At 71.7% G+C, this 17,605-nt stretch carries 18 protein-coding genes; 3 read left to right on the top strand and 15 right to left on the bottom strand.

The genetic code is table 11. From position 1 onward, the window contains the following. The first annotated feature begins 59 nt into the window (after positions 1-59). The 3 genes from araD (at position 60) to RISW2_RS17755 (ending at position 3,226) form a co-directional block, all read left to right on the top strand. On the top strand, positions 60-1,802 hold the full coding sequence (gene araD / locus RISW2_RS17765) for an L-arabinonate dehydratase (RefSeq protein WP_043773644.1): 1,743 nt from the start codon (positions 60-62) through the stop codon (positions 1,800-1,802). A 26-nt stretch (positions 1,803-1,828) separates the two neighbouring features. Beyond that, entirely contained in the window at positions 1,829-2,752 is a 924-nt protein-coding gene (locus RISW2_RS17760) for a Gfo/Idh/MocA family protein (RefSeq protein ID WP_043773642.1), read from the top strand. 102 nt (positions 2,753-2,854) lie between these two features. Next, entirely contained in the window at positions 2,855-3,226 is a 372-nt protein-coding gene (locus RISW2_RS17755; protein WP_043773640.1) for a hypothetical protein, read from the top strand. Between the two features lie 16 nt (positions 3,227-3,242). Here RISW2_RS17755 and RISW2_RS17750 read toward each other — a convergent pair whose 3' ends face one another. From RISW2_RS17750 to RISW2_RS17680, 15 genes are read right to left on the bottom strand one after another with little or no spacing between them, the layout of a single operon-like run. Next, positions 3,243-4,148, bottom strand: a complete 906-nt coding sequence (locus RISW2_RS17750) for a LysR substrate-binding domain-containing protein (protein ID WP_043773639.1) — start codon at positions 4,146-4,148, stop codon at positions 3,243-3,245. An 18-nt stretch (positions 4,149-4,166) separates the two neighbouring features. After that, positions 4,167-4,823 (bottom strand): aspartate/glutamate racemase family protein, encoded by a 657-nt coding sequence (locus RISW2_RS17745; RefSeq protein WP_043773638.1) that lies wholly within the window; start codon positions 4,821-4,823, stop codon positions 4,167-4,169. Beyond that, entirely contained in the window at positions 4,820-6,274 is a 1,455-nt protein-coding gene (gene hydA, locus RISW2_RS17740) for a dihydropyrimidinase (protein WP_043773637.1), read from the bottom strand. Before hydA ends, RISW2_RS17745 begins: the two co-directional genes overlap by 4 nt. Before the next feature lie 17 nt (positions 6,275-6,291). Continuing rightward, positions 6,292-7,080, bottom strand: a complete 789-nt coding sequence (locus tag RISW2_RS17735; protein ID WP_043773636.1) for an SDR family oxidoreductase — start codon at positions 7,078-7,080, stop codon at positions 6,292-6,294. After that, a complete protein-coding gene (locus RISW2_RS17730; protein ID WP_043773635.1) occupies positions 7,080-8,012 on the bottom strand; it encodes a dihydrodipicolinate synthase family protein in 933 nt (310 codons plus the stop codon). Before RISW2_RS17730 ends, RISW2_RS17735 begins: the two co-directional genes overlap by 1 nt. After that, complete coding sequence (locus RISW2_RS17725) at positions 8,009-8,635, bottom strand: flavin reductase family protein (protein WP_244437631.1); 627 nt, start codon at positions 8,633-8,635, stop codon at positions 8,009-8,011. The genes RISW2_RS17730 and RISW2_RS17725 overlap by 4 nt, the downstream gene beginning before the upstream one ends. Continuing rightward, positions 8,632-9,558 (bottom strand): N-carbamoyl-D-amino-acid hydrolase, encoded by a 927-nt coding sequence (locus tag RISW2_RS17720; RefSeq protein WP_043773634.1) that lies wholly within the window; start codon positions 9,556-9,558, stop codon positions 8,632-8,634. The genes RISW2_RS17725 and RISW2_RS17720 overlap by 4 nt, the downstream gene beginning before the upstream one ends. Before the next feature lie 14 nt (positions 9,559-9,572). Further along, positions 9,573-10,238 carry an amino acid ABC transporter permease gene (locus tag RISW2_RS17715; RefSeq protein WP_043773633.1) on the bottom strand — a complete coding sequence of 222 codons (666 nt, stop codon included), beginning with the start codon at positions 10,236-10,238 and terminating at the stop codon, positions 9,573-9,575. A gap of 3 nt (positions 10,239-10,241) precedes the next feature. Continuing rightward, a complete protein-coding gene (locus tag RISW2_RS17710) occupies positions 10,242-10,916 on the bottom strand; it encodes an amino acid ABC transporter permease (protein ID WP_043773631.1) in 675 nt (224 codons plus the stop codon). Between the two features lie 5 nt (positions 10,917-10,921). Beyond that, positions 10,922-11,674, bottom strand: a complete 753-nt coding sequence (locus RISW2_RS17705) for an amino acid ABC transporter ATP-binding protein (RefSeq protein WP_162164342.1) — start codon at positions 11,672-11,674, stop codon at positions 10,922-10,924. Beyond that, positions 11,671-12,501, bottom strand: coding sequence for a transporter substrate-binding domain-containing protein (locus tag RISW2_RS17700; RefSeq protein ID WP_043773628.1), 831 nt, complete (start codon positions 12,499-12,501; stop codon positions 11,671-11,673). Before RISW2_RS17700 ends, RISW2_RS17705 begins: the two co-directional genes overlap by 4 nt. Before the next feature lie 56 nt (positions 12,502-12,557). Further along, entirely contained in the window at positions 12,558-14,108 is a 1,551-nt protein-coding gene (locus tag RISW2_RS17695; protein WP_043773625.1) for an acetolactate synthase large subunit, read from the bottom strand. Next, positions 14,101-15,171 (bottom strand): ABC transporter ATP-binding protein, encoded by a 1,071-nt coding sequence (locus tag RISW2_RS17690; protein WP_043773623.1) that lies wholly within the window; start codon positions 15,169-15,171, stop codon positions 14,101-14,103. Before RISW2_RS17690 ends, RISW2_RS17695 begins: the two co-directional genes overlap by 8 nt. Beyond that, a complete protein-coding gene (locus tag RISW2_RS17685) occupies positions 15,168-16,154 on the bottom strand; it encodes an ABC transporter ATP-binding protein (protein ID WP_211238720.1) in 987 nt (328 codons plus the stop codon). The genes RISW2_RS17690 and RISW2_RS17685 overlap by 4 nt, the downstream gene beginning before the upstream one ends. A gap of 5 nt (positions 16,155-16,159) precedes the next feature. Then, positions 16,160-17,593, bottom strand: a complete 1,434-nt coding sequence (locus RISW2_RS17680; RefSeq protein ID WP_043773618.1) for an amidohydrolase family protein — start codon at positions 17,591-17,593, stop codon at positions 16,160-16,162. Positions 17,594-17,605 lie beyond the last annotated feature (12 nt).

The raw sequence follows: 17,605 nt of genomic DNA, 5'->3' as shown, positions 1-17,605 counted from the left end.
CAAGAAGAAGAGGGGGCGCGGTGCCCGTCCACGGACCGCCCCGAGAGAAGGACGACAGAATGCGCTTCACGCCCGCGCCCTGGCCCCGCCGCCTGCGATCGCAGGAATGGTATGGCGGCACCTCGCGCGACCACATCTACCACCGCGGCTGGCTCAAGACGCAAGGTTACCCCCACGACCTCTTCGACGGGCGTCCGGTGATCGGCATCCTCAACACCTGGTCCGAGCTCACGCCCTGCAACGGGCACCTGCGCGAGCTTGCCGAGAAGGTGAAGGCGGGGGTGTGGGAGGCCGGCGGCTTCCCGCTCGAGGTGCCGGTGTTCTCGGCCTCGGAGAACACCTACCGGCCGACGGCGATGATGTACCGCAACCTCGCCGCGATGGCGGTGGAAGAGACCCTGCGCGCGCAGCCCATCGACGGCGCGGTGCTGCTCGTGGGCTGCGACAAGACGACGCCGTCGCTGATGATGGGCGCCGCGTCGACCGACATCCCGTCGATCGTGGTGACCGGCGGGCCCATGCTGAACGGCTGGTTCCGCGGCGAGCGCGTGGGCGCGGGCACGCATCTGTGGAAGTTCTCGGAAGCGGTGAAGGCCGGGGAGATGACGCAGGAGGATTTCGTCGAGGCGGAGGCCGCGGTCACGCGGTCCTCGGGCACCTGCAACACCATGGGCACCGCGTCGACCATGGCCTCCATGGCCGAGGCGCTGGGGATGGCGCTGTCGGGCAATGCCGCGATCCCGGCGGTCGACGCGCGGCGGCGGGTGATGGCGCAGCTGTCGGGGCGGCGGATCGTGCAGATGGTCAAGGACGACCTGAAGCCCTCGGACATCCTGACGCGCGCGGCCTTCGAGAACGCGATCCGCACGAACGGCGCCATCGGCGGCTCGACGAACGCGGTGGTGCACATCCTCGCGCTCGCCGGGCGCGCCGGCGTGGACCTCACGCTCGACGACTGGGACCGGCTCGGGCGCGACGTGCCGACCATCGTGAACCTGATGCCCTCGGGGCAGTACCTGATGGAGGAGTTCTTCTACGCCGGCGGCCTGCCGGTGGTGCTGAAGCGTCTGGGCGAGGCGGGCCTGCTGAACCGCGACGCGCTGACCGTGTCGGGCGGGCCGATCTGGGACGAGGTGCGCGAGGCGCGGAACTGGAACGAGGACGTGATCCTGCCGGTCGAGCGGGCGCTGACCGCCTCGGGCGGGATCGCGGTGTTGCGCGGGAACCTCGCGCCGGGCGGCGCCGTGCTGAAGCCCTCGGCGGCGAGCCCGGAGCTGATGGTGCATCGCGGCCGCGCGGTGGTCTTCGAGGACATCGACCACTACAAGGCGCGCATCGCCGACGAAACGCTCGACATCGACGAGACCTGCGTGATGGTGCTGAAGAATTGCGGGCCGCGCGGCTATCCGGGCATGGCCGAGGTGGGCAACATGGGCCTGCCGCAGAAGGTGCTGCGGAAGGGGATCACCGACATGGTGCGGATCTCCGACGCGCGCATGTCGGGCACCGCCTACGGCACGGTCGTGCTGCACACGAGCCCCGAGGCCGCGCGCGGCGGGCCGCTCGCGGTGGTGCGCGACGGCGACATGATCGAGCTCGACGTGCCGGCGCGGCGGCTGCACCTCGACATCCCGGACGCGGAGCTGCAGGCACGGCTCGAGGCGTGGACGCCGCCCGCGCCCGCGCCCGAGAGCGGCTACGCGCGGCTGTTCCACGCCCACGTGGAGGGTGCCGATACCGGCGCCGACTTCGACTTTCTGAAAGGGTGCCGCGGCGCGGCGGTGCCCAAGGATTCGCACTGACCAACGCATCGACCGGAAGGGATCCCATGGCTCACAGGATCGCCCTCGTGGGGATCGGCAAGATCGCCCGCGACCAGCACGTCCCGGCCCTGGCCGGGAGCGCCGATTTCACGCTTGCCGCGACGGCGAGCCGCAACGCGCGCGTCGAGGGCGTCGAGGGGTTCGCCGACCTCGCGACGCTGCTCGAGGCGCGGCCCGACATCCCCTGCGTGTCGCTCTGCACGCCGCCGGTGCCCCGGTTCGACGACGCACGCCGCGCGCTCCTCGCGGGCCGCCACGTGATGCTGGAAAAGCCGCCCGGCGCGACGCTCGCCGAGGTGCACGACCTCGAGGCGCTCGCGGCGGCACGCGGCCTCACGCTCTTTGCCACCTGGCATTCGCGGCACGCGGCCGCCGTCGGCGCGGCGCGGGACTGGCTCGCGGGACGCACGATCCGCCGGCTGTCGATCGCGTGGAAGGAGGACGTGCGCCGCTGGCATCCCGGGCAGGACTGGGTGTTCGAGCCGGGCGGGCTCGGCGTCTTCGATCCGGGCATCAACGCGCTGTCGGTGCTGACGGCGATCTTTCCCCGGCCCCTGCACCTGGCCGCCGCCGAGCTGACCTTTCCCGCGAACCGGCAGACGCCCATCGCGGCGACGCTCGCCTTCCGCGATCCGGGCGGCGCCGAGGTCGGTGCGGTCTTCGACTGGCGGCAGGAGGGCCCGCAGACCTGGGACATCCGGATCGAGACCGACGGGAGCACGGCGCTTCTGTCCGATGGCGGCGCGCGGCTGAGCGTCGACGGGACCGAGGTCGCGGCGGGCCCCGATCGGGAATATCCCGGGCTCTACGCGCGCTTCGCCGAGCTCCTGGCCGCGGGCGGTTCCGAGGTGGACCTCTCGCCCATGGTGCACGTGGCGGACGCCTTCACGCTGGGGCGCCGCCACGTCACCGACGCCTTCGACTGGTAGCGGGCCGCTCACGGTGGGCTGACGGGCCCGGGGCAGCCTCGGCGGCATGGACCACGACGATGATGCCCCGCCGCCCCGCGGCAATGCCTGCCGGTGCCGCACATGAGCGGCGCCGTGCGCCACGACCCCGACCTGGCCGACGCGCTGGCACGGCAATTCGTGCGCCGGCTCGTGGCGCGCATGGCGCGGATGCTCGACGCCTCGCCGCACGTGGCCTTCGACCTCGCCGCGCCGCGGGCGGAGGATGCCGACCTCCTCTTCGAGCTCTGCTTCCATGCCGCGGCGGCGTTCGAGGACCGCTCGGGCTATGCCGAGGACGGCGCGATCTACCTGCCGCAGCCGGTCTTCGTCGCCGATCCGCCGGAGACGGGCGACATCGTCGCGGGCGGCAGCCTCCGCATCCACGGGCTCGTCGAGGACGCGGTGGTGTCCGAGGTGCTCGCGGGCCTGCGCGGCGCGCCGCCTCGACGGTGACCGGGCGCGGGCGCGCTCAGCCGGTCAGCGCCTCGAGCACCGTCTCGCGGAAGCCCGCGGCGATGCCGGTCAGGGGACGGCCCCGCCGCGTGACGAGGCAGGCCGGCAGGGCGATGGGCGGGTCGAACGGGCGGCTCGCCAGCGCCATGTTGGGCAGGAAGGATGCGGTGTAGCGGTCGACCACGGCGACGCCGTGGATGGCCTGCGCCAGTACCGCGGCGGTGTGGCAGTAGCGGACCTCGACCCGCGGGGCGTAGGGCACCCGGGTCAGGTTGAAGGCGTTCTGCACCGCGTGACCGAGCCGCGATTCGCGGTCGAGGCCCACGAGCCTGTGGTTGGCCATGTCCTGCGGGCGCACCACGGCGAGTTCGGCCAGCGGATGGTCCTCGGGCATGAGGGCCACCATGCGGTCGGTGCGCATCACCTCGACGGCGACGCCCGGATCGGTGTCGAGCCCGAGGCAGAGCCCGAGTTCCACCGCGCCGGCCGCGACCGATCCGATCACGTGCTCCATCCGGCGCACGTCGTACTGGACGGTGACCGCCGGCCGCGCGCCGAGGAACTCCGACAGCGCGCGCGGCACGACCGAGTGGCCGAGCGGCGGCGTCGCCATCAGGCGGAGCTTGCCCACCGCCCCGCCCCGCAGGTCCCGCGCCCGCGTCTCGACGCAGCGCAGCTGCTCGAAGAGCGGCTCGACCTCCTGGAACAGGCTGAACGCGGCCCCGGTCGGCATCATGCGCTGCTTTTCCCGCTGGAACAGCGCGAAACCGAGCTGCCCCTCGAGCTGCTTGATCGCGGTCGACACCGAGGGCTGTGAGATGCCGAGTTCCTCGGCGGCCGCGACGGTGGTGCGGTGCAGCATGAGCGTGCCGAAGATTTCCAGCAGGCGGAGGGACAGGTCGTTGCGTCGGGCGATCTTCATGCCCGATCGGTAGCGCACTCACATGCGGCGCGCCAGCACCGCGCCCAGGGCCTGCGCGACCGCCGCCTGGGTCGGATCGATCACGGGGATGCCGAGCGCCTCCTCGAGCGGCGCGCGGTGGACGGCCATGCCGGCGCAGCCGAGCACCAGGGCTTCAGCTCCGTCGCCCATCAGCGCCCGGCCGACCTCGCCCAGCCGGGCGAAGGTGCCGGCGCCGCGGGCGGTCTCGTCCACGCTCATGTTCAGCGCGCGCTCGCCCGCCACGCGGCCGAGAACCCCCATCCGCCGCATGTAGAGCCGGTGCCGCCGCTCCGACAGAGAGGAGATGCCGACGATCCCGATCCGGTCCGCACGCGCGAGCGCCGCGAGCACGCCGCTTTCCTGGATCCCGAAGACCGGCACCGGCGCCACCGACCGGCAGGCGTCGATCCCGGGATCGGAATAACAGGCGATGACGAAGGCGCTCGCGTCGTCGCGGCGGCGCACAAGCGCGACGAGCGGCAGCACGACCTCGTCGGACTGGACCTGGCTCTCGATGCCGAACGGGCCCTCGGCCAGCGTGACGCAGTCGATGGCCGGCCCGCCCCCGAGCCGGAACGGCTCGAGCGCGCGGGACAACCCGTCGGTCACGGCCTGGTTCGAGTTCGGGTTGATGACGACGATCGGTCCGGTCATGGCGCGATCCGAGCGCCGAAATTGGTGGCCGGATCGAGCTCGGGCGCGAGGTGCCCGGGATGGCCGGTCAAGTCGGTGCGGTCACGCGCCACGTAGCGGCCATGGCCCGGCGCGGCGAGGAGCCGGCCGTCCTCTATCACGCGCGTGCCGCGCGAGAGGACGCAGACCGGCCTGCCCGTCACCTCCCAGCCCTCGAAGGGGGAATAGTCCATGTTGTCGTGCTGGGTCTCGACCGAGATGACGTGCCGCGCCTCGGGGTCCCAGATGGCGATGTCGGCATCCATCCCGATCGCGATGCTGCCCTTGTCGCGCAGCCCGTAGAGCCGCGCGGCATTGGTCGCCGACAGTGCCACGAACTGCTGCAGGGTGATGCGCCCCTTGGCGACCCCCTCGGAAAAGAGCATGGGAAGCCGCGCCCCGATCCCCGGCATGCCGTTCGCGATCTGCTTGAACGTCGCGTCCGGCCCCTTGGACAGCTTGCCGGTCTCGTCGAAGCGGTAGGGCGCGTGGTCCGAGGAAAAGATGCTGAACGTGCCGGCCTGAAGGTGCCGCCAGAGCGCCTCCTGCGTGCCGCGGTCGCGCAGCGGCGGCGAGCACATGAACTTGGCGCCTTCCATGCCCGGCCGGTCGAGATCGTCGCGGGTCAGGAACAGGTACTGGGTGCAGGTCTCGCCGAAGACCTTGGCGCCCGCCATGCGGGCATCGGACACGAGCCCCGCCCCCTCGGGCGTCGAGACGTGCACGATGAAGAGCGGGGCGTCGACGAGCCGCGCGAGCGAGATGGCGCGGTTGATCGCCTCGGCCTCGGCCAGCGCCGGGTGGCTCGGCGCGTGGTAGCGCGGCGCGGTATGACCGCCTGCCACGAGCCGGTCGGACATCCACGAGATCATGCCGGAATTCTCGGCATGCACCATGGTCAGCGCGCCATGGGTGCGGGCCACCGTCAGGATGTCGAGGAACTGCCGGTCGTCGATGCGCATGAGGTCGTAGGTCATGAAGACCTTGAACGAGGTGACGCCGCGGGCGAAGGCGGCGGGCAGCTCCTCGGTCAGCACCTTCTCTGTCGGGTCGGCGACGATCAGGTGGTAGCCGTAGTCGATCACCGAGGCGCCGGTCGCGCGGCTGTCGTAGAGGTCGAGCGTCTCGGTCACGCCCATGCCGCGGTGCTGCGCGGCGAAGGGCACGAAGCACGCGTTGCCGCCGAACGCCGCCGAGATCGACCCGGAGGTGTAGTCGTCCGAGGTCATGCCGCCGGTCGCGGATTCCTGCGCGATGTGGCAATGCGCCTCGATGCCGCCCGGCAGGACGAGCCGCCCGCTCGCGTCGATCCGGTCGCGGCCCTGCAGCTCGTGGCCGAGCGCGGCGATGCGGCCGTCGGTGATGCCGATGTCGGCGCGGAACGTGTCGCTCGCGGTGGCGACCGTGCCGCCGGTGATGACGAGATCGAACATGGACGCCCTCCCCTTTCTCAGACCGACTTGATGGCGCCGCCGTCGCAGCGCAGCAGGCTGCCGGTGACGTAGCTTGCCTGTTCGCTGGCAAGGAAGGCCGCGACGGCGCCGAATTCCTCGACCCGGCCGTAGCGTCCGGCGGGGATGGTGGCGCGCGAGGCGGCGCGCGCCTCGTCGACGCTCTGCCCCGTGCGGTTGGCCGCGGCGGCGTCGAGCTCGTCCACCCGTTCGGTGTGGATGCGCCCGGGCAGCAGCATGTTGACCGTGACGCCGTCCGCCGCGACGTCGTTCGACAGGGACTTTGACCAGCCGACGAGCGCCGAGCGCAGCGCGTTCGAGAGCCCGAGAGTCGGAATGGGCTGGATCACGCCGGACGAGCCGATGGTGATGATCCGCCCCCAGCCGCGCTCGCGCATGCCGGGCAGAAGGCGCGCGGTGACGTCCGCCACCGTCATGACCATGGTCTGGAACTGCGCCGCCATGACGGCGAGGTCGGCATCGGCCATCCGGCCCGGCGGCGGCCCGCCCGTGTTGTTCACGAGGATGTCGACGCCGCCCAGAACCGCCTCGCCCTGCCTTGCCAGCGTCTCGGCGGCGTCGGCCGCGGTCAGGTCGAGGGTGACGAAATCCGCGCGGCCCGCACCGCGGCCGTTGATGGCGTCGGCCGCCGCCTGCAGCCGGTCGGTCGAGCGGCCGCAGAGAAGGACATGCGCGCCCTCGGCCGCGAGCGCCTCGGCACAGGCAAGCCCGAGGCCCCGCGACGAGGCCATGACCAGCGCCCGTTTTCCAGTCAGTCCGAGATCCATTAGGCAAGCTCCTCCAATCGTTTCTCGAGCCGCGCGACAAGGCGCGTCAGCTCCTCGTGGTCGCGGGACGTCATCGCGGGCCCGGGCGCGCGCACCGTCGCCGAGGCGAGCACGCCGCGCCGGCGCAGCACCTCCTTGCGGATGGCGAGGCCCAGTCCCAGCTGCTGCTCGTAGCGCACGAGCGGCAGGTAGGCGTCGAAGAGATCCTCGGCGCCGTCCACGTCGCCCGCCTTGTGGCGGGCCACGACCTGCACCAGCATCTCGGGATAGGCGAAGCCGGTCATGGCGCCGTCCGCCCCGCGCTGCATCTCCTGCGGCAGGAAGAGCGCGGAATTTCCGGTCAGGATCGACAGCCGCGGCACGTCGGCGGTCCCGGTCTCGGCCCGCACGCGGCTGAGCTTCGTCAGGCCGGGCCAGTCCTCGTGCTTCAGCATCACGACCTGGTCGTGGTCGCGCGCAAGCCCGAGGATGGTCTCGACCGACACCTGCACGCCGGTGGTCTGAGGATAGTCCTGGAAGCAGATGGGCGTGTCGCCCAGCGCGTCACAGACCTGCGCCATGTAGGCTCGGAGCTTGGCCTCGGTCGCCATGCCGGGTTGCGGCGCGACCATGACACCGCCCGCGCCCGCGTCCATCACGGTCTTCGCGAGCCGCGCCATGTTGTCGAGCCCTGCGGCCGACACGCCGACCACCACGGGCACGCGGCCCGCGACGCGGTCGAGCACGTGGCGGGCAAACCGCTGCGCCTCGTCCGCGGCCATCTTGGGCGCCTCGCCCATGATCCCGAGGATGGTCATGCCCGAGACACCGGTCTCGAGGTAGAAGTCCACCATGCGGTCGGTGCTGGCGATGTCGAGGCTGCCGTCCTCGGCAAAGGGGGTGGCGGCGATGATGTAGACGCCGTCGGTGGTGCGGTCGATGGTTGCGGTCATTCCTGGGGTCCTGTCGGCACGGGCGGGATGCTGCGCGGCGCGATGTCCTCGAGGCGAGCGTAGCGGTCGGCAAAGAGACGTGCCACCGGGTAGCTGCCGCCCCAGTCAATGCGCCAGGTGTCGGGGTCGATCAGCCCGTCGCGCGCGGCAATGCCCACGGCGCGTCCGACGAGCAGTTCGCGCTCGGCCGAGAAGGTCAGCCCGGCGAGGCGCACGCATTCGATGGCGACGGGCACCGAGGCGAGCCGCCGCGGCGCCACCTGCGCCGAAGGTTCCGTCGCGAGGCCCAGCGCCTCGGTCTCGGACGTGTGCGGCGGATAGGCTGCGGCGGTCGCCACCATGGCGTCCACGTCCTCGGGCATGGCGATGTTCACGACGAACTCGCCCGTGCGCAGGATGTTGGCGCCGGTGTCCTTTGGCGACCCCGCGCGGTGTTCGAGGCCCAGCACGACGAGCGCCGGGTCCTGGCCGAAGACGTTGAAGAACGAATAGGGCGCGGCATTCGTGGCACCGTCCGCGTTGAGCGTCGTGACCCACGCCACCGGGCGCGGGACCACGAGCGCGGTCAGCAGCTTGTAGCGCGTGCGCGCATCGAGCGCGTCGAGGTCCACCGACAGCGTCATTCCGGCAGCACCACGCCCGTCTGCGAGGTGATGCGCCCGTAATGCTCGATCCGGCGATGCCGCGCGAAGTCGAAGATCGTGGTCTTGCCGAAGGTGCAGGCGTCCATGTCGCAGGCATGCACGATCAGCTCGTCGCCCTCGGTCTGCGCGCGCGCGACCACGTAGCCGTTCGGATCGACGATGATCGAGCCCGCCATCAGCGGATGCCCGTCCTCGTCGCCGGCCTTGGCCACGCCCACGACCCAGGTGGCGTTCTGGTAGGCACCCGCGGTCATCGACAGCTCCGAGTGGTAGAGCCGTTCCTTCAGCCCCTCGGCGCCGTTCTGGCTGTTCACAGAGGGCGTGTTGTAGCCCAGCATGACCAGCTCGACCCCCTGCAGCCCCATCTCGCGGTAGACCTCGGGCCACCGGCGGTCGTTGCAGATGCACATGCCCATCCACGCGTCGAGGTTGCGCCAGACCGGGAAACCGAGGTCGCCCGGTTCGAAATACCTCTTCTCGAGATGCTGGAAGGCGCGGTCGGGATCGTATTCGGAATGACCCGGCAGGTGCACCTTGCGGTACTTTCCGACGACCGCGCCCGCCCTGTCGGTCAGGATCGAGGTGTTGAAGTGCCGGCCCTCCGGCGTCTTTTCGGCATAGCCGAAGGTGATGGCGATGCCGTGCGCCCGCGCGCGGTCGAAGAGCGGCCGCGTCGCGTCGTTCGGCATCTCGGCCTCGAACCAGGCGTCGATCTCGGAGGCGTCGTCCATCCAGTAGCGCGGAAAGAAGGTGGTCAGCGCGAGCTCGGGATAGACCACGAGGTCGCAGCCCGCGCCCGCGGCCTGGTCGAGCAGCGCCAGCATCCGCGCCACGACCTCCGTCCGGCTCTCGGCTTTCTGGATGGGGCCCATCTGGGCCCCGCCGATGACGATTTCGCGCATGGTGCGGTCCTTTCTCAACTCGCGATGCGCCGCTCGAACCGGCCGATCACGCGGATCAGCGGCCAGAGCAGCACCAGGTAAAGGCCCGCCGCCAGCATCAGCGGCGAGGCGTTGTAGGTGATCGAGCGCACGAGGCCGGCGGCGTGCAGCATCTCGCCCAGGGACACGACGGAGGCGAGCGAGGTCAGCTTCACGATCTCGACCGCGTTCGACAGGAGGTCCGGCAGCACGTTGCGCACCGCCTGGGGCAGCGTCACCCACGCGAGCGTCTGCGTGGCGCTCATGCCGGTCGAACGCGCGGCCTCGCCCTGCCCCCTCGGCACCGACAGGAGGCCGGCGCGCAGGATCTCGGCGAAATAGGCCGAGTTGTTGAGGAAGAAGGCGATGGTGACGGCGGCGAAGGGCGACAGGCGCAGGCCCGCGAAGGGCAGCCCCGCGTAGATGAAGATCAGCAGCACGAGCGGCGGCAGCGCCCGGAAGAAGTCGACGAAGCCGATCGACGCCCAGCGCAGCGCGCGGTTCCGCGACACCGAGCCGAGCGCGGCGAGCAGGCCCCCGGCAAGCCCCAGCGGGATCACCACCGCGCAGATCAGGAGCGTGACGCCGAGACCCTTCAGCACCAGCGGCAGCGCCTTGGCCATGATCTCGAGGTTGAAGAACTGCGCGAGGATCGCGTCCATGGCTCAGCCCCCCGGGCCCGAGAACCGCGCCTCGAGCCAGCGCGAGGCGATGACGAAGGGCAGGAACAGCACCAGGTAGGCCGCGGCGGCGAGCGTGAGCGGCGAGGCGTTGGCGCTGAAGGACTGCGCCGTGGTCGCCTGCCCGAGGATGTCGGGCACCCCGATCACCATGCCGAGCGCCGTCATCTTGGTGATGGCGATGGCGCGGTTGGTGAGCGGCGGGATCACCATGCGCACCGCCTGCGGCAGCACCACGTGGCCGAGGGCCTGCGTGAACCCGAGCCCGGTGGAGCGCGCGGCCTCCCACTGCCCCTTGGGCGTGGCGGTGATGCCGGCCCAGACGATCTCCTCGGCGAAGGCGGCGAGGACCAGCGTCAGGACGACGTAGAGGACGAGCGAGGCCGACAGCGTCACGCCGACATTGGGCAGCCCGAAGAAGAACAGGAGGATCAGAACGAGCGGCGGCAGAGCCCGCAGGATGTCGGCATAGACCACGATCAGCGCCGAGACCGGGCGCACCCGGTAGGCTCTCAGGCAGGCGAGCGCCGTGCCGAGCGCGATGCCGCTCAGGACGATCAGCACGGACAGAATGACCGTGACGACCGCGCCCTCGAGGATCGCGGGCGCGTATTTCGCAAGCACCGCCGGATTGAGGAAGGTGTCGAGGAACACGTCCATGGCAGCTACCCGTGGAGGCGGCCGAGGAAGGCCCGCGTGCGCGCCTCGCGCGGGGCGCCGAAGACCTGTTCGGGCGTCCCCTGCTCTACGATGCGTCCGCCGTCCATGAAGATCACCCGGTCCGCGGCGTCGCGGGCGAACTTCATCTCGTGGCTCACCACGAGCATGGTCATGCCCTGCGCCTTGACGTCGCGCATCACCGCCAGCACGTCGCCCACGAGCTCGGGATCGAGCGCCGAGGTCGGCTCGTCGAAGAGCATCACCTCGGGGCGGAGCGCCAGCGCCCGCGCGATCGCCACGCGCTGCTGTTGCCCGCCCGAGAGCTGCGCGGGATGGTGACCCGCCCGGTCGGCGAGCCCGACGCGGTCGAGCGCCTCGCGCGCCGCAGCCTCGGCCGTCTCGCGCGGCAACTTCTGCACCCGGCGCAGCGCCAGCGTGACGTTCCCGAGCGCGGTCAGGTGCGGGTAGAGGTTGAAGGACTGGAAGACCATGCCGATGCGCTGGCGCATGGCGTTGAGGTTCACGCCCGACCCGGTCAACGGCGCGCCGCCCACGAGGATCTCGCCGCTGTCGGGCTCCTCGAGCCGGTTGCAGCAGCGCAGCATCGTGGACTTGCCCGACCCGGACGGCCCCAGCACGAAGACCATCTCGCTCTGATCGACCGACAGGTCGATGTCCGTCAGCACCTTGAAGGTGCCGAAGGACTTGTTGAGCGCGCGGACCTGCAGCGCGGGATGTCCGGGCCGGGCGTCGCTCATCCGGCGCAGCCCGGGGCGTGGTCGTCCTCCGCGTGGCCGGCAAAGCCCGGCTCGCCCCAGCCCGGCCGCGGCGTGACGGCCGCCGAGCCCTCGGCCGGAGTGACGCCGAACCATTTCTCGGAAAGCGCGACCATGGTCCCGTCGGTCTTGAGGCACTCGATCACTGCCTCGACCCTGGCGCGCAGCGCCTCGTCGCCCTTGCGGAACGGCATGCCCCAGACGAGGCCGGTGGAATGCAGGTAGCCGAGCTTGATCGCCGGGTTCTGCTTGGCCGCCCAGGCGGACACGGTGTTGCCCGCGACGTTGGCGAAGGCGCGGCCCGACACGACCGCCTGCACGGCATCCGAGTTGGTGCCGTAGCTTTCGACCGTCCAGCCGATCTCGGGGGCGAGCTCCCGCGCCCAGGAATCGTAGACCGAGCCCTTGTTGACCGCGATTGTCTTGCCGGCGAAGCCCTCGAGCGCGTCCACCTCCTCGGCGTCGGCGGCGAGCACGAACTGGAAGTCGGTGTTGAGGTAGCCCTCGGAGAAGAGCACGCTTTCCGCCCGCTCCTCGGTGATCGTGGTGGGGGCGACGACGAAATCGTAGGTGCCCGCGGCGAGGCCTGGAAGAATGCCCGAGAACTGGGTCGCGACGATCTCCATCTCGGCGCCGAGCCGTTCGCCGATGATCGCGGCAAGGTCGACGTTGAAGCCCTCGACCCCGCCCGAGAGCGAGGGCATGGCATGGGGCGCGAAGGTCCCGTCGAGGGCGACGGTATAGCTGTCCTGCGCCTCCGCGGCGCCCATGGTCAGGGCCGCGAGCGCGGCCAGGATCGGTGTCTTCATGGTCGTCTCTCCTGTCGGTTGGTCCGGCCCCGTTCGCGCGGGTCCGGTTCTTTGAATCACATCACGGCCTCGATCAGGTACGGGCCGGGTTCCGCCATGGCATCGGCGATGGCAGTGCAGAGCTCTGCCGCGTCCTCGATCCGCCGGCCCGGCACGCCCATGCCGCGCGCGATCGCCACGAAGTCGAGCCGCGGACGGTCGAGGTCCAGCATGTCGAGCGCCGAGCGGCCGGGATTGGCGCCCACGGCGAAGAGCTCGTTCTTGAGGATCTCGTAGGTGCCGTTCGACAGGATCACCGTGGTCACGTTCGTCCCCTCGCGCGCCTGGCTCCAGAGGCCCTGGATCGTGTACATGGCCGACCCGTCCGCCTGCAGGCAGAGGACGGGCCGGTCGGGACAGGCGACGGCGGCGCCGAGCGCGAGCGGAATGCCGTCGCCGATGGCGCCGCCGGTCAGCGAGATCCAGCTGTGCGGCGCGGCGCCCTGCGTGGCGCCCCAGACGTCGCGCCCGCCGCTGATGCTCTCGTCGACGACGATGGCGTTCGCGGGCAGCGCCTGGGCGACCGCGGCGGCGAGCGCCGCGGGGGTGATGCGGCCCGGTGGCGGCGCCTCGGGCCGCGCCGTCTCGGCCACGACGGCGCCCGCGCCCGCGCGGTCCGCCAGCGCGGCGACCGCCGCGGGCCCGTCGCCGTCGAGGCCCGACAGCGTCAGCACCTCGCAGCCCTCGGGCAGAAGCAGGCTCGGCCGGCCGGGATAGGCGAAGAAGGCGACGGGCGGCACGGTCTCGACCAGCACGGCCTTGCGGAAGGGCGAAAGCGCCTCGAGCGCGAGGCCGATCGGGTACGGCACGCGGGCGATCCCCGCCCTGCCCGCGCCGCGGTCGAACCGCCGGTTCGAGGTCGGCGCCATGATCCGCGCGCCGGTCTTGACCGCGATGCCCTGCAGCTGCGCCACCGCCTCGGGCGTCTCGAGCACGCGCCCGCTCGTCAGGATCACGGTGTCGGGACCAAGCATCTCGGCCGCCCGCGAGACCGCCTCGGCGTCGAGCGCGGCAAAGGCCGGCGGCGGCGGCGGCGGCGCCACCACGCCGCCCGCGTCCCAGCCGAGATCCGCGGGCGCGACGAGCGTCGCCACGCGGTTCGGCCGCGACATGGCCGCGCCAAGCGCGTCCATCGCGTCGGCGGCGAAGCCCGCGGCGCTGGTGGCGGTCCGCACCCAGTCCGAGAACGGCGCGGCCGCGCCCTCGACATCGGCTGTCAGCGGCGCGTCGTGGCCGCGGTGGCGCACCGCGTGATCGCCCACCAGGTTGACCATCGGCGCGCGGGCCTTGCGCGCGTTGTGCATGTTGGCCCCGGCATTGGCGAGCCCCGGCGCGAGGTGCAGGAGCGTGACCGCGGGCCCCTGCGCCATGCGCGCGTAGCCGTCGGCGGCGCCGGTCGCCACGCCCTCGAACAGCGCCAGCACGCAGCGCAGGAGCCCCGTGCGGTCGAGCGCGTCGACGAACTGCATCTCGGACGTGCCGGGATTGGCGAAGCAGACCCGCACCCCCGCCCCGTGCAGCGAGCGCACCACGCTTTCGGCGCCGTTCATCGGGGTCGTGTCATGCATGTGGGTCTTCCCTGGACTCTCTGGCGGCCTGGAGGATGTCGAGCCTGCGCCGCAACCTGTCGGAAGGCGGACGCTCGGCTGGTGTGGTGCTTTCCGCCACCGCCTCGGCGAAGTGGCAGGCGACGCTGGTGCCGCCGACCGCGCGCAGGGCGGGGCGTTCGGTGCGGCAGCGCGCCTCGGCCATCGGGCAGCGCGGGTGGAAGGCGCAGCCCGGCGGCGGCGCCAGCGCCGAGGGCAGGTCCCCGCGGACCGGCTGGCGGTCGCTGCGCAGCCCCGGGTCGGGACGTGGCGCCGCCGCGATCAGCGAGCGCGTGTAGGGATGGCGCGGCGTGGCGAAGAGCGTGGCGGTCGGCGCCTCCTCGACCACGCGGCCGAGATAGACCACCGCCACGCGGTCGGCCATGTGCCGCACCACCGCCAGGTCGTGGCTGATGAACACGTAGGCGATGCCGAAGCTCGCCTGCAGATCCTGCAGCAGGTTCACGATCTGCGCCTGCACCGACACGTCGAGCGCCGAGACCGGCTCGTCACAGACGATCAGCCGCGGCCGCGTGGCGAGCGCGCGCGCCACCCCCACCCGCTGGCGCTGGCCGCCGGAGAACTCGTGCGGGAACCGCGCCGCGTGCCAGGGCTGGAGGCCGCAGGTCTCGAGCAGCTCCGCCACCTTCTGCCGCACGTTCGCGGATGTCGCGAGCCCGTGCAGCAGGAGCGGTTCGGCCAGCGTCTCGGCCACCGACATGCGCGGATTGAGCGACCCGAACGGGTCCTGGAAGATGATCTGCATGTGGCGCCGCATCTCGCGCAGGGCTGGGTCGGGCAGCGCGGTGACCTCGGTGCCGTCGAGCGTCACGGTGCCCGCCGTGGGGGCGATGAGCCGCAGGAGCGCCCGGCCGATCGTGGACTTGCCGCAGCCCGATTCGCCCACCACCGCGAGGGTCTCGCCCGCGTGAACGTCGAAGCTGACGTCGGTGACCGCCTGCACGTGGCCGACGGTGCGGCGCAACACGCCCCGGCGCACGGGGAAATGCTTGGTCAGGTTGCGGACCTCGAGAAGCGCGCTCATGCCGCCTCCTCGATCGGGGCGTGCCAGCAGGCGACGGCGTGGCCGGGCGCCAGCGCGCGCAGCGGCGGATCCTCGGTGCGGCAGCGCTCGGAGGCGAGCGGGCAACGCGAGGCGAAGCGGCAGCCGGCGATGCGCGCCCAGGGCGGCGGCACGCTGCCCGGGATCGTGGCCAGCCGCGCGACGCCCGCGTCGATGCGCGGCACCGCCGCCATCAGCCCGATCGTGTAGGGATGCTGCGGATCGGCGAAGAGGGCGCCGGTCGGCGCCTTCTCGACGATGCGGCCGGCATACATGACCACCACGTCCTCGCAGGTCTGCGCCACGACGCCGAGGTCGTGGGTCACGAGCAGCACCGCCGCCCCGGTGCGGTCGCGCAGGTCGCCCATCAGGTCGAGGATCTGCGCCTGGATCGTCACGTCGAGTGCGGTCGTGGGCTCGTCCGCGATCAGGAGGTCGGGATCGTTGGCGAGCGCGAGGGCGATCATGACGCGCTGCCGCTGCCCGCCCGACAGCTGGTGGGGATAGTCGTCGACCCGCGATTTCGGCGAGGGCAGCCCGACGAGGTCGAGAAGCTCGACTGCGCGCTCGCGCGCGGCGCGCCTGTCGAGGCCCGAGTGCACGCGCAGGCTTTCCACGATCTGGTCGCCGCAGGTGTAGACCGGGTTGAGCGAGGTCATGGGCTCCTGGAAGATCATGCCGATCCGCCCGCCGCGCAGGCGGCGCATCTCGCGCTCGGGCAGGCTCAGGAGGTCGGTCCCGCCGAACCGGATCGCGCCGCCCGCGTAGTGCCCGGGCGGCTGCGGCACGAGGCGCATGATGGCAAGCGACGTCACCGACTTGCCGCAGCCGGATTCGCCGACGACGCCGAGCGTGCGCCCGCGTTCGAGCGTGAAGCTCACGCCCGACACCGCGCGCTGCGCCCGCCCGCCGATGCGGAACTCGACCGCCAGGTCGTCGACCTCGAGAAGGGGCGTGTCCGTCATGGTGCTCATGCCTGCGGGTAGGCCAAGGGCGAGGCGTCGTCGTGGCGCCGGTTGGCGAAGTCGAGGCCGGTGAACGCTTCCTCGGCGCGCCGCTGCGCCGCCTCGAGCCGCTCGAGCGCGGAGGCGAGATCGAAGGCCGGAACCTCGCCGTCCACCAGCACATGCCGCCCGTCCACGAACACGTCGCGCACCGCGCGCTCGGCCGCCACGTAGACGAGCGACCGCAAGGGGTCGCGCACGGGCATCATGGCGGGGTCGCGCAGGTCGGCGAGGAACAGGTCGGCCTTGGCCCCGGGCGCCAGCCGGCCGATGTCGTCGCGCCCGAGGATGCGGGCGCCGCCGATCGTCGCCGCGTCGAAGACGTGAGAGGTCCGCAGGTCGTAGGGGTTCTTCGAGACGATGCGGCTGAGGTAGAGCGCAGTGCGCAGCTCCTCGAGCATGTTGTGCGGATAGGTGTCGGTGCCGATGCCCACGGGGACGCCGCCGCGGATGTAGCGGCCGACGGTGTTCATCGCGATGCCGCGCCGCTGGAACACGGTCGGGCAATGGGCGACGGCCGCACCCGACTCCTGCAGCAGCGCGAAGTCGTTCGCCTCGGGCCAGAAGACGTGCCCGTAATCGTTGAGGAAGATGCCGTGGCCGATGATCGCGCCGGGCTTCAGCACGCCGAGATCGCGCAGCCATTCGAGCGGCGTGACCCCGTGGCGGCGGGTGATCTCGGTGAACTCCACCACCGATTGCGCGGCATGGATCTGGAACGGCAGGCCGCGCTCCTGTGCGAGCGCGAAGCTGTCGGCGATGAGCTCGGGCGTGCAGGTGTCGATCTGGCTCGGCGCGATCATGCCCGAGAGCCGTCCCGAGGGATGTGCGATGGCCGCCTCGACCGTTGCCACCGCCGCGTCCATGGCGGCGCGGCCGGCGGCCTCGTCCCATTCGTATTTCACCACGTGGCCGTTGTCGGTGTACCAGTGCGCCGAGCGGTACATGGGCGCCACGACCCCGCGCAGGCCCGAGGCCGCGAAGGTGTCGATCCACCCGTCCCAGGCGACCGAGAGGTCGACGAGCGTGGTCACGCCGGATTTGAGCAGTTCGGAATAGGTGACCTCGACGCAGGCCTGGCGGCCCTCGTCGTCGGGCCGGAAGAGCGGCATGAACTCGTAGAGCGACGACATGCCGAGCCGGGGCGATCCCAGCTCGTCGAGCATGCCCTTGTTCATCGCCTCGGAGGAGGGATGGGAGTGGATGTTGACGAGCCCCGGCGACACCAGCCGGTCGCGGCCGTCGATCTCGGTCTCCGCCGGTCCGTCCCAGGTGCCGCCCACCTGCACGATGCGGTCGCCGTCGAAGGCCACGTCGCCGTCCCGCAGGTAGGTGTGGCTGTCGGTGCCGGCATCGTAGGCGACGATCCAGGCGGCATTGCGGATGACGGTGACGGGCATGGGCGGTCTTTC

The sequence above is a fragment of the Roseivivax isoporae LMG 25204 genome, assembly GCF_000521865.1.
Taxonomy (GTDB): Bacteria; Pseudomonadota; Alphaproteobacteria; order Rhodobacterales; family Rhodobacteraceae; genus Roseivivax; species Roseivivax isoporae.
This window is presented reverse-complemented; position numbering and strand designations above follow the sequence as displayed.

What these genes read in the sequence shown, in the direction of transcription:
- RISW2_RS17735 (WP_043773636.1), bottom strand. Translation starts at nt 7,080, where the DNA reads ATGGATCTCGGACTGACTGGAAAACGGGCGCTGGTCATGGCCTCGTCG.
- RISW2_RS17700 (WP_043773628.1), bottom strand. Translation starts at nt 12,501, where the DNA reads ATGAAGACACCGATCCTGGCCGCGCTCGCGGCCCTGACCATGGGCGCC.
- RISW2_RS17755 (WP_043773640.1), top strand. Translation starts at nt 2,855, where the DNA reads ATGAGCGGCGCCGTGCGCCACGACCCCGACCTGGCCGACGCGCTGGCA.
- RISW2_RS17685 (WP_211238720.1), bottom strand. Translation starts at nt 16,154, where the DNA reads ATGACGGACACGCCCCTTCTCGAGGTCGACGACCTGGCGGTCGAGTTC.
- RISW2_RS17760 (WP_043773642.1), top strand. Translation starts at nt 1,829, where the DNA reads ATGGCTCACAGGATCGCCCTCGTGGGGATCGGCAAGATCGCCCGCGAC.
- RISW2_RS17690 (WP_043773623.1), bottom strand. Translation starts at nt 15,171, where the DNA reads ATGAGCGCGCTTCTCGAGGTCCGCAACCTGACCAAGCATTTCCCCGTG.
- RISW2_RS17750 (WP_043773639.1), bottom strand. Translation starts at nt 4,148, where the DNA reads ATGAAGATCGCCCGACGCAACGACCTGTCCCTCCGCCTGCTGGAAATC.
- RISW2_RS17705 (WP_162164342.1), bottom strand. Translation starts at nt 11,674, where the DNA reads ATGAGCGACGCCCGGCCCGGACATCCCGCGCTGCAGGTCCGCGCGCTC.
- RISW2_RS17725 (WP_244437631.1), bottom strand. Translation starts at nt 8,635, where the DNA reads ATGACGCTGTCGGTGGACCTCGACGCGCTCGATGCGCGCACGCGCTAC.
- araD (WP_043773644.1), top strand. Translation starts at nt 60, where the DNA reads ATGCGCTTCACGCCCGCGCCCTGGCCCCGCCGCCTGCGATCGCAGGAA.
- hydA (WP_043773637.1), bottom strand. Translation starts at nt 6,274, where the DNA reads ATGTTCGATCTCGTCATCACCGGCGGCACGGTCGCCACCGCGAGCGAC.
- RISW2_RS17745 (WP_043773638.1), bottom strand. Translation starts at nt 4,823, where the DNA reads ATGACCGGACCGATCGTCGTCATCAACCCGAACTCGAACCAGGCCGTG.
- RISW2_RS17680 (WP_043773618.1), bottom strand. Translation starts at nt 17,593, where the DNA reads ATGCCCGTCACCGTCATCCGCAATGCCGCCTGGATCGTCGCCTACGAT.
- RISW2_RS17715 (WP_043773633.1), bottom strand. Translation starts at nt 10,238, where the DNA reads ATGGACGCGATCCTCGCGCAGTTCTTCAACCTCGAGATCATGGCCAAG.
- RISW2_RS17695 (WP_043773625.1), bottom strand. Translation starts at nt 14,108, where the DNA reads ATGCATGACACGACCCCGATGAACGGCGCCGAAAGCGTGGTGCGCTCG.
- RISW2_RS17710 (WP_043773631.1), bottom strand. Translation starts at nt 10,916, where the DNA reads ATGGACGTGTTCCTCGACACCTTCCTCAATCCGGCGGTGCTTGCGAAA.
- RISW2_RS17730 (WP_043773635.1), bottom strand. Translation starts at nt 8,012, where the DNA reads ATGACCGCAACCATCGACCGCACCACCGACGGCGTCTACATCATCGCC.
- RISW2_RS17720 (WP_043773634.1), bottom strand. Translation starts at nt 9,558, where the DNA reads ATGCGCGAAATCGTCATCGGCGGGGCCCAGATGGGCCCCATCCAGAAA.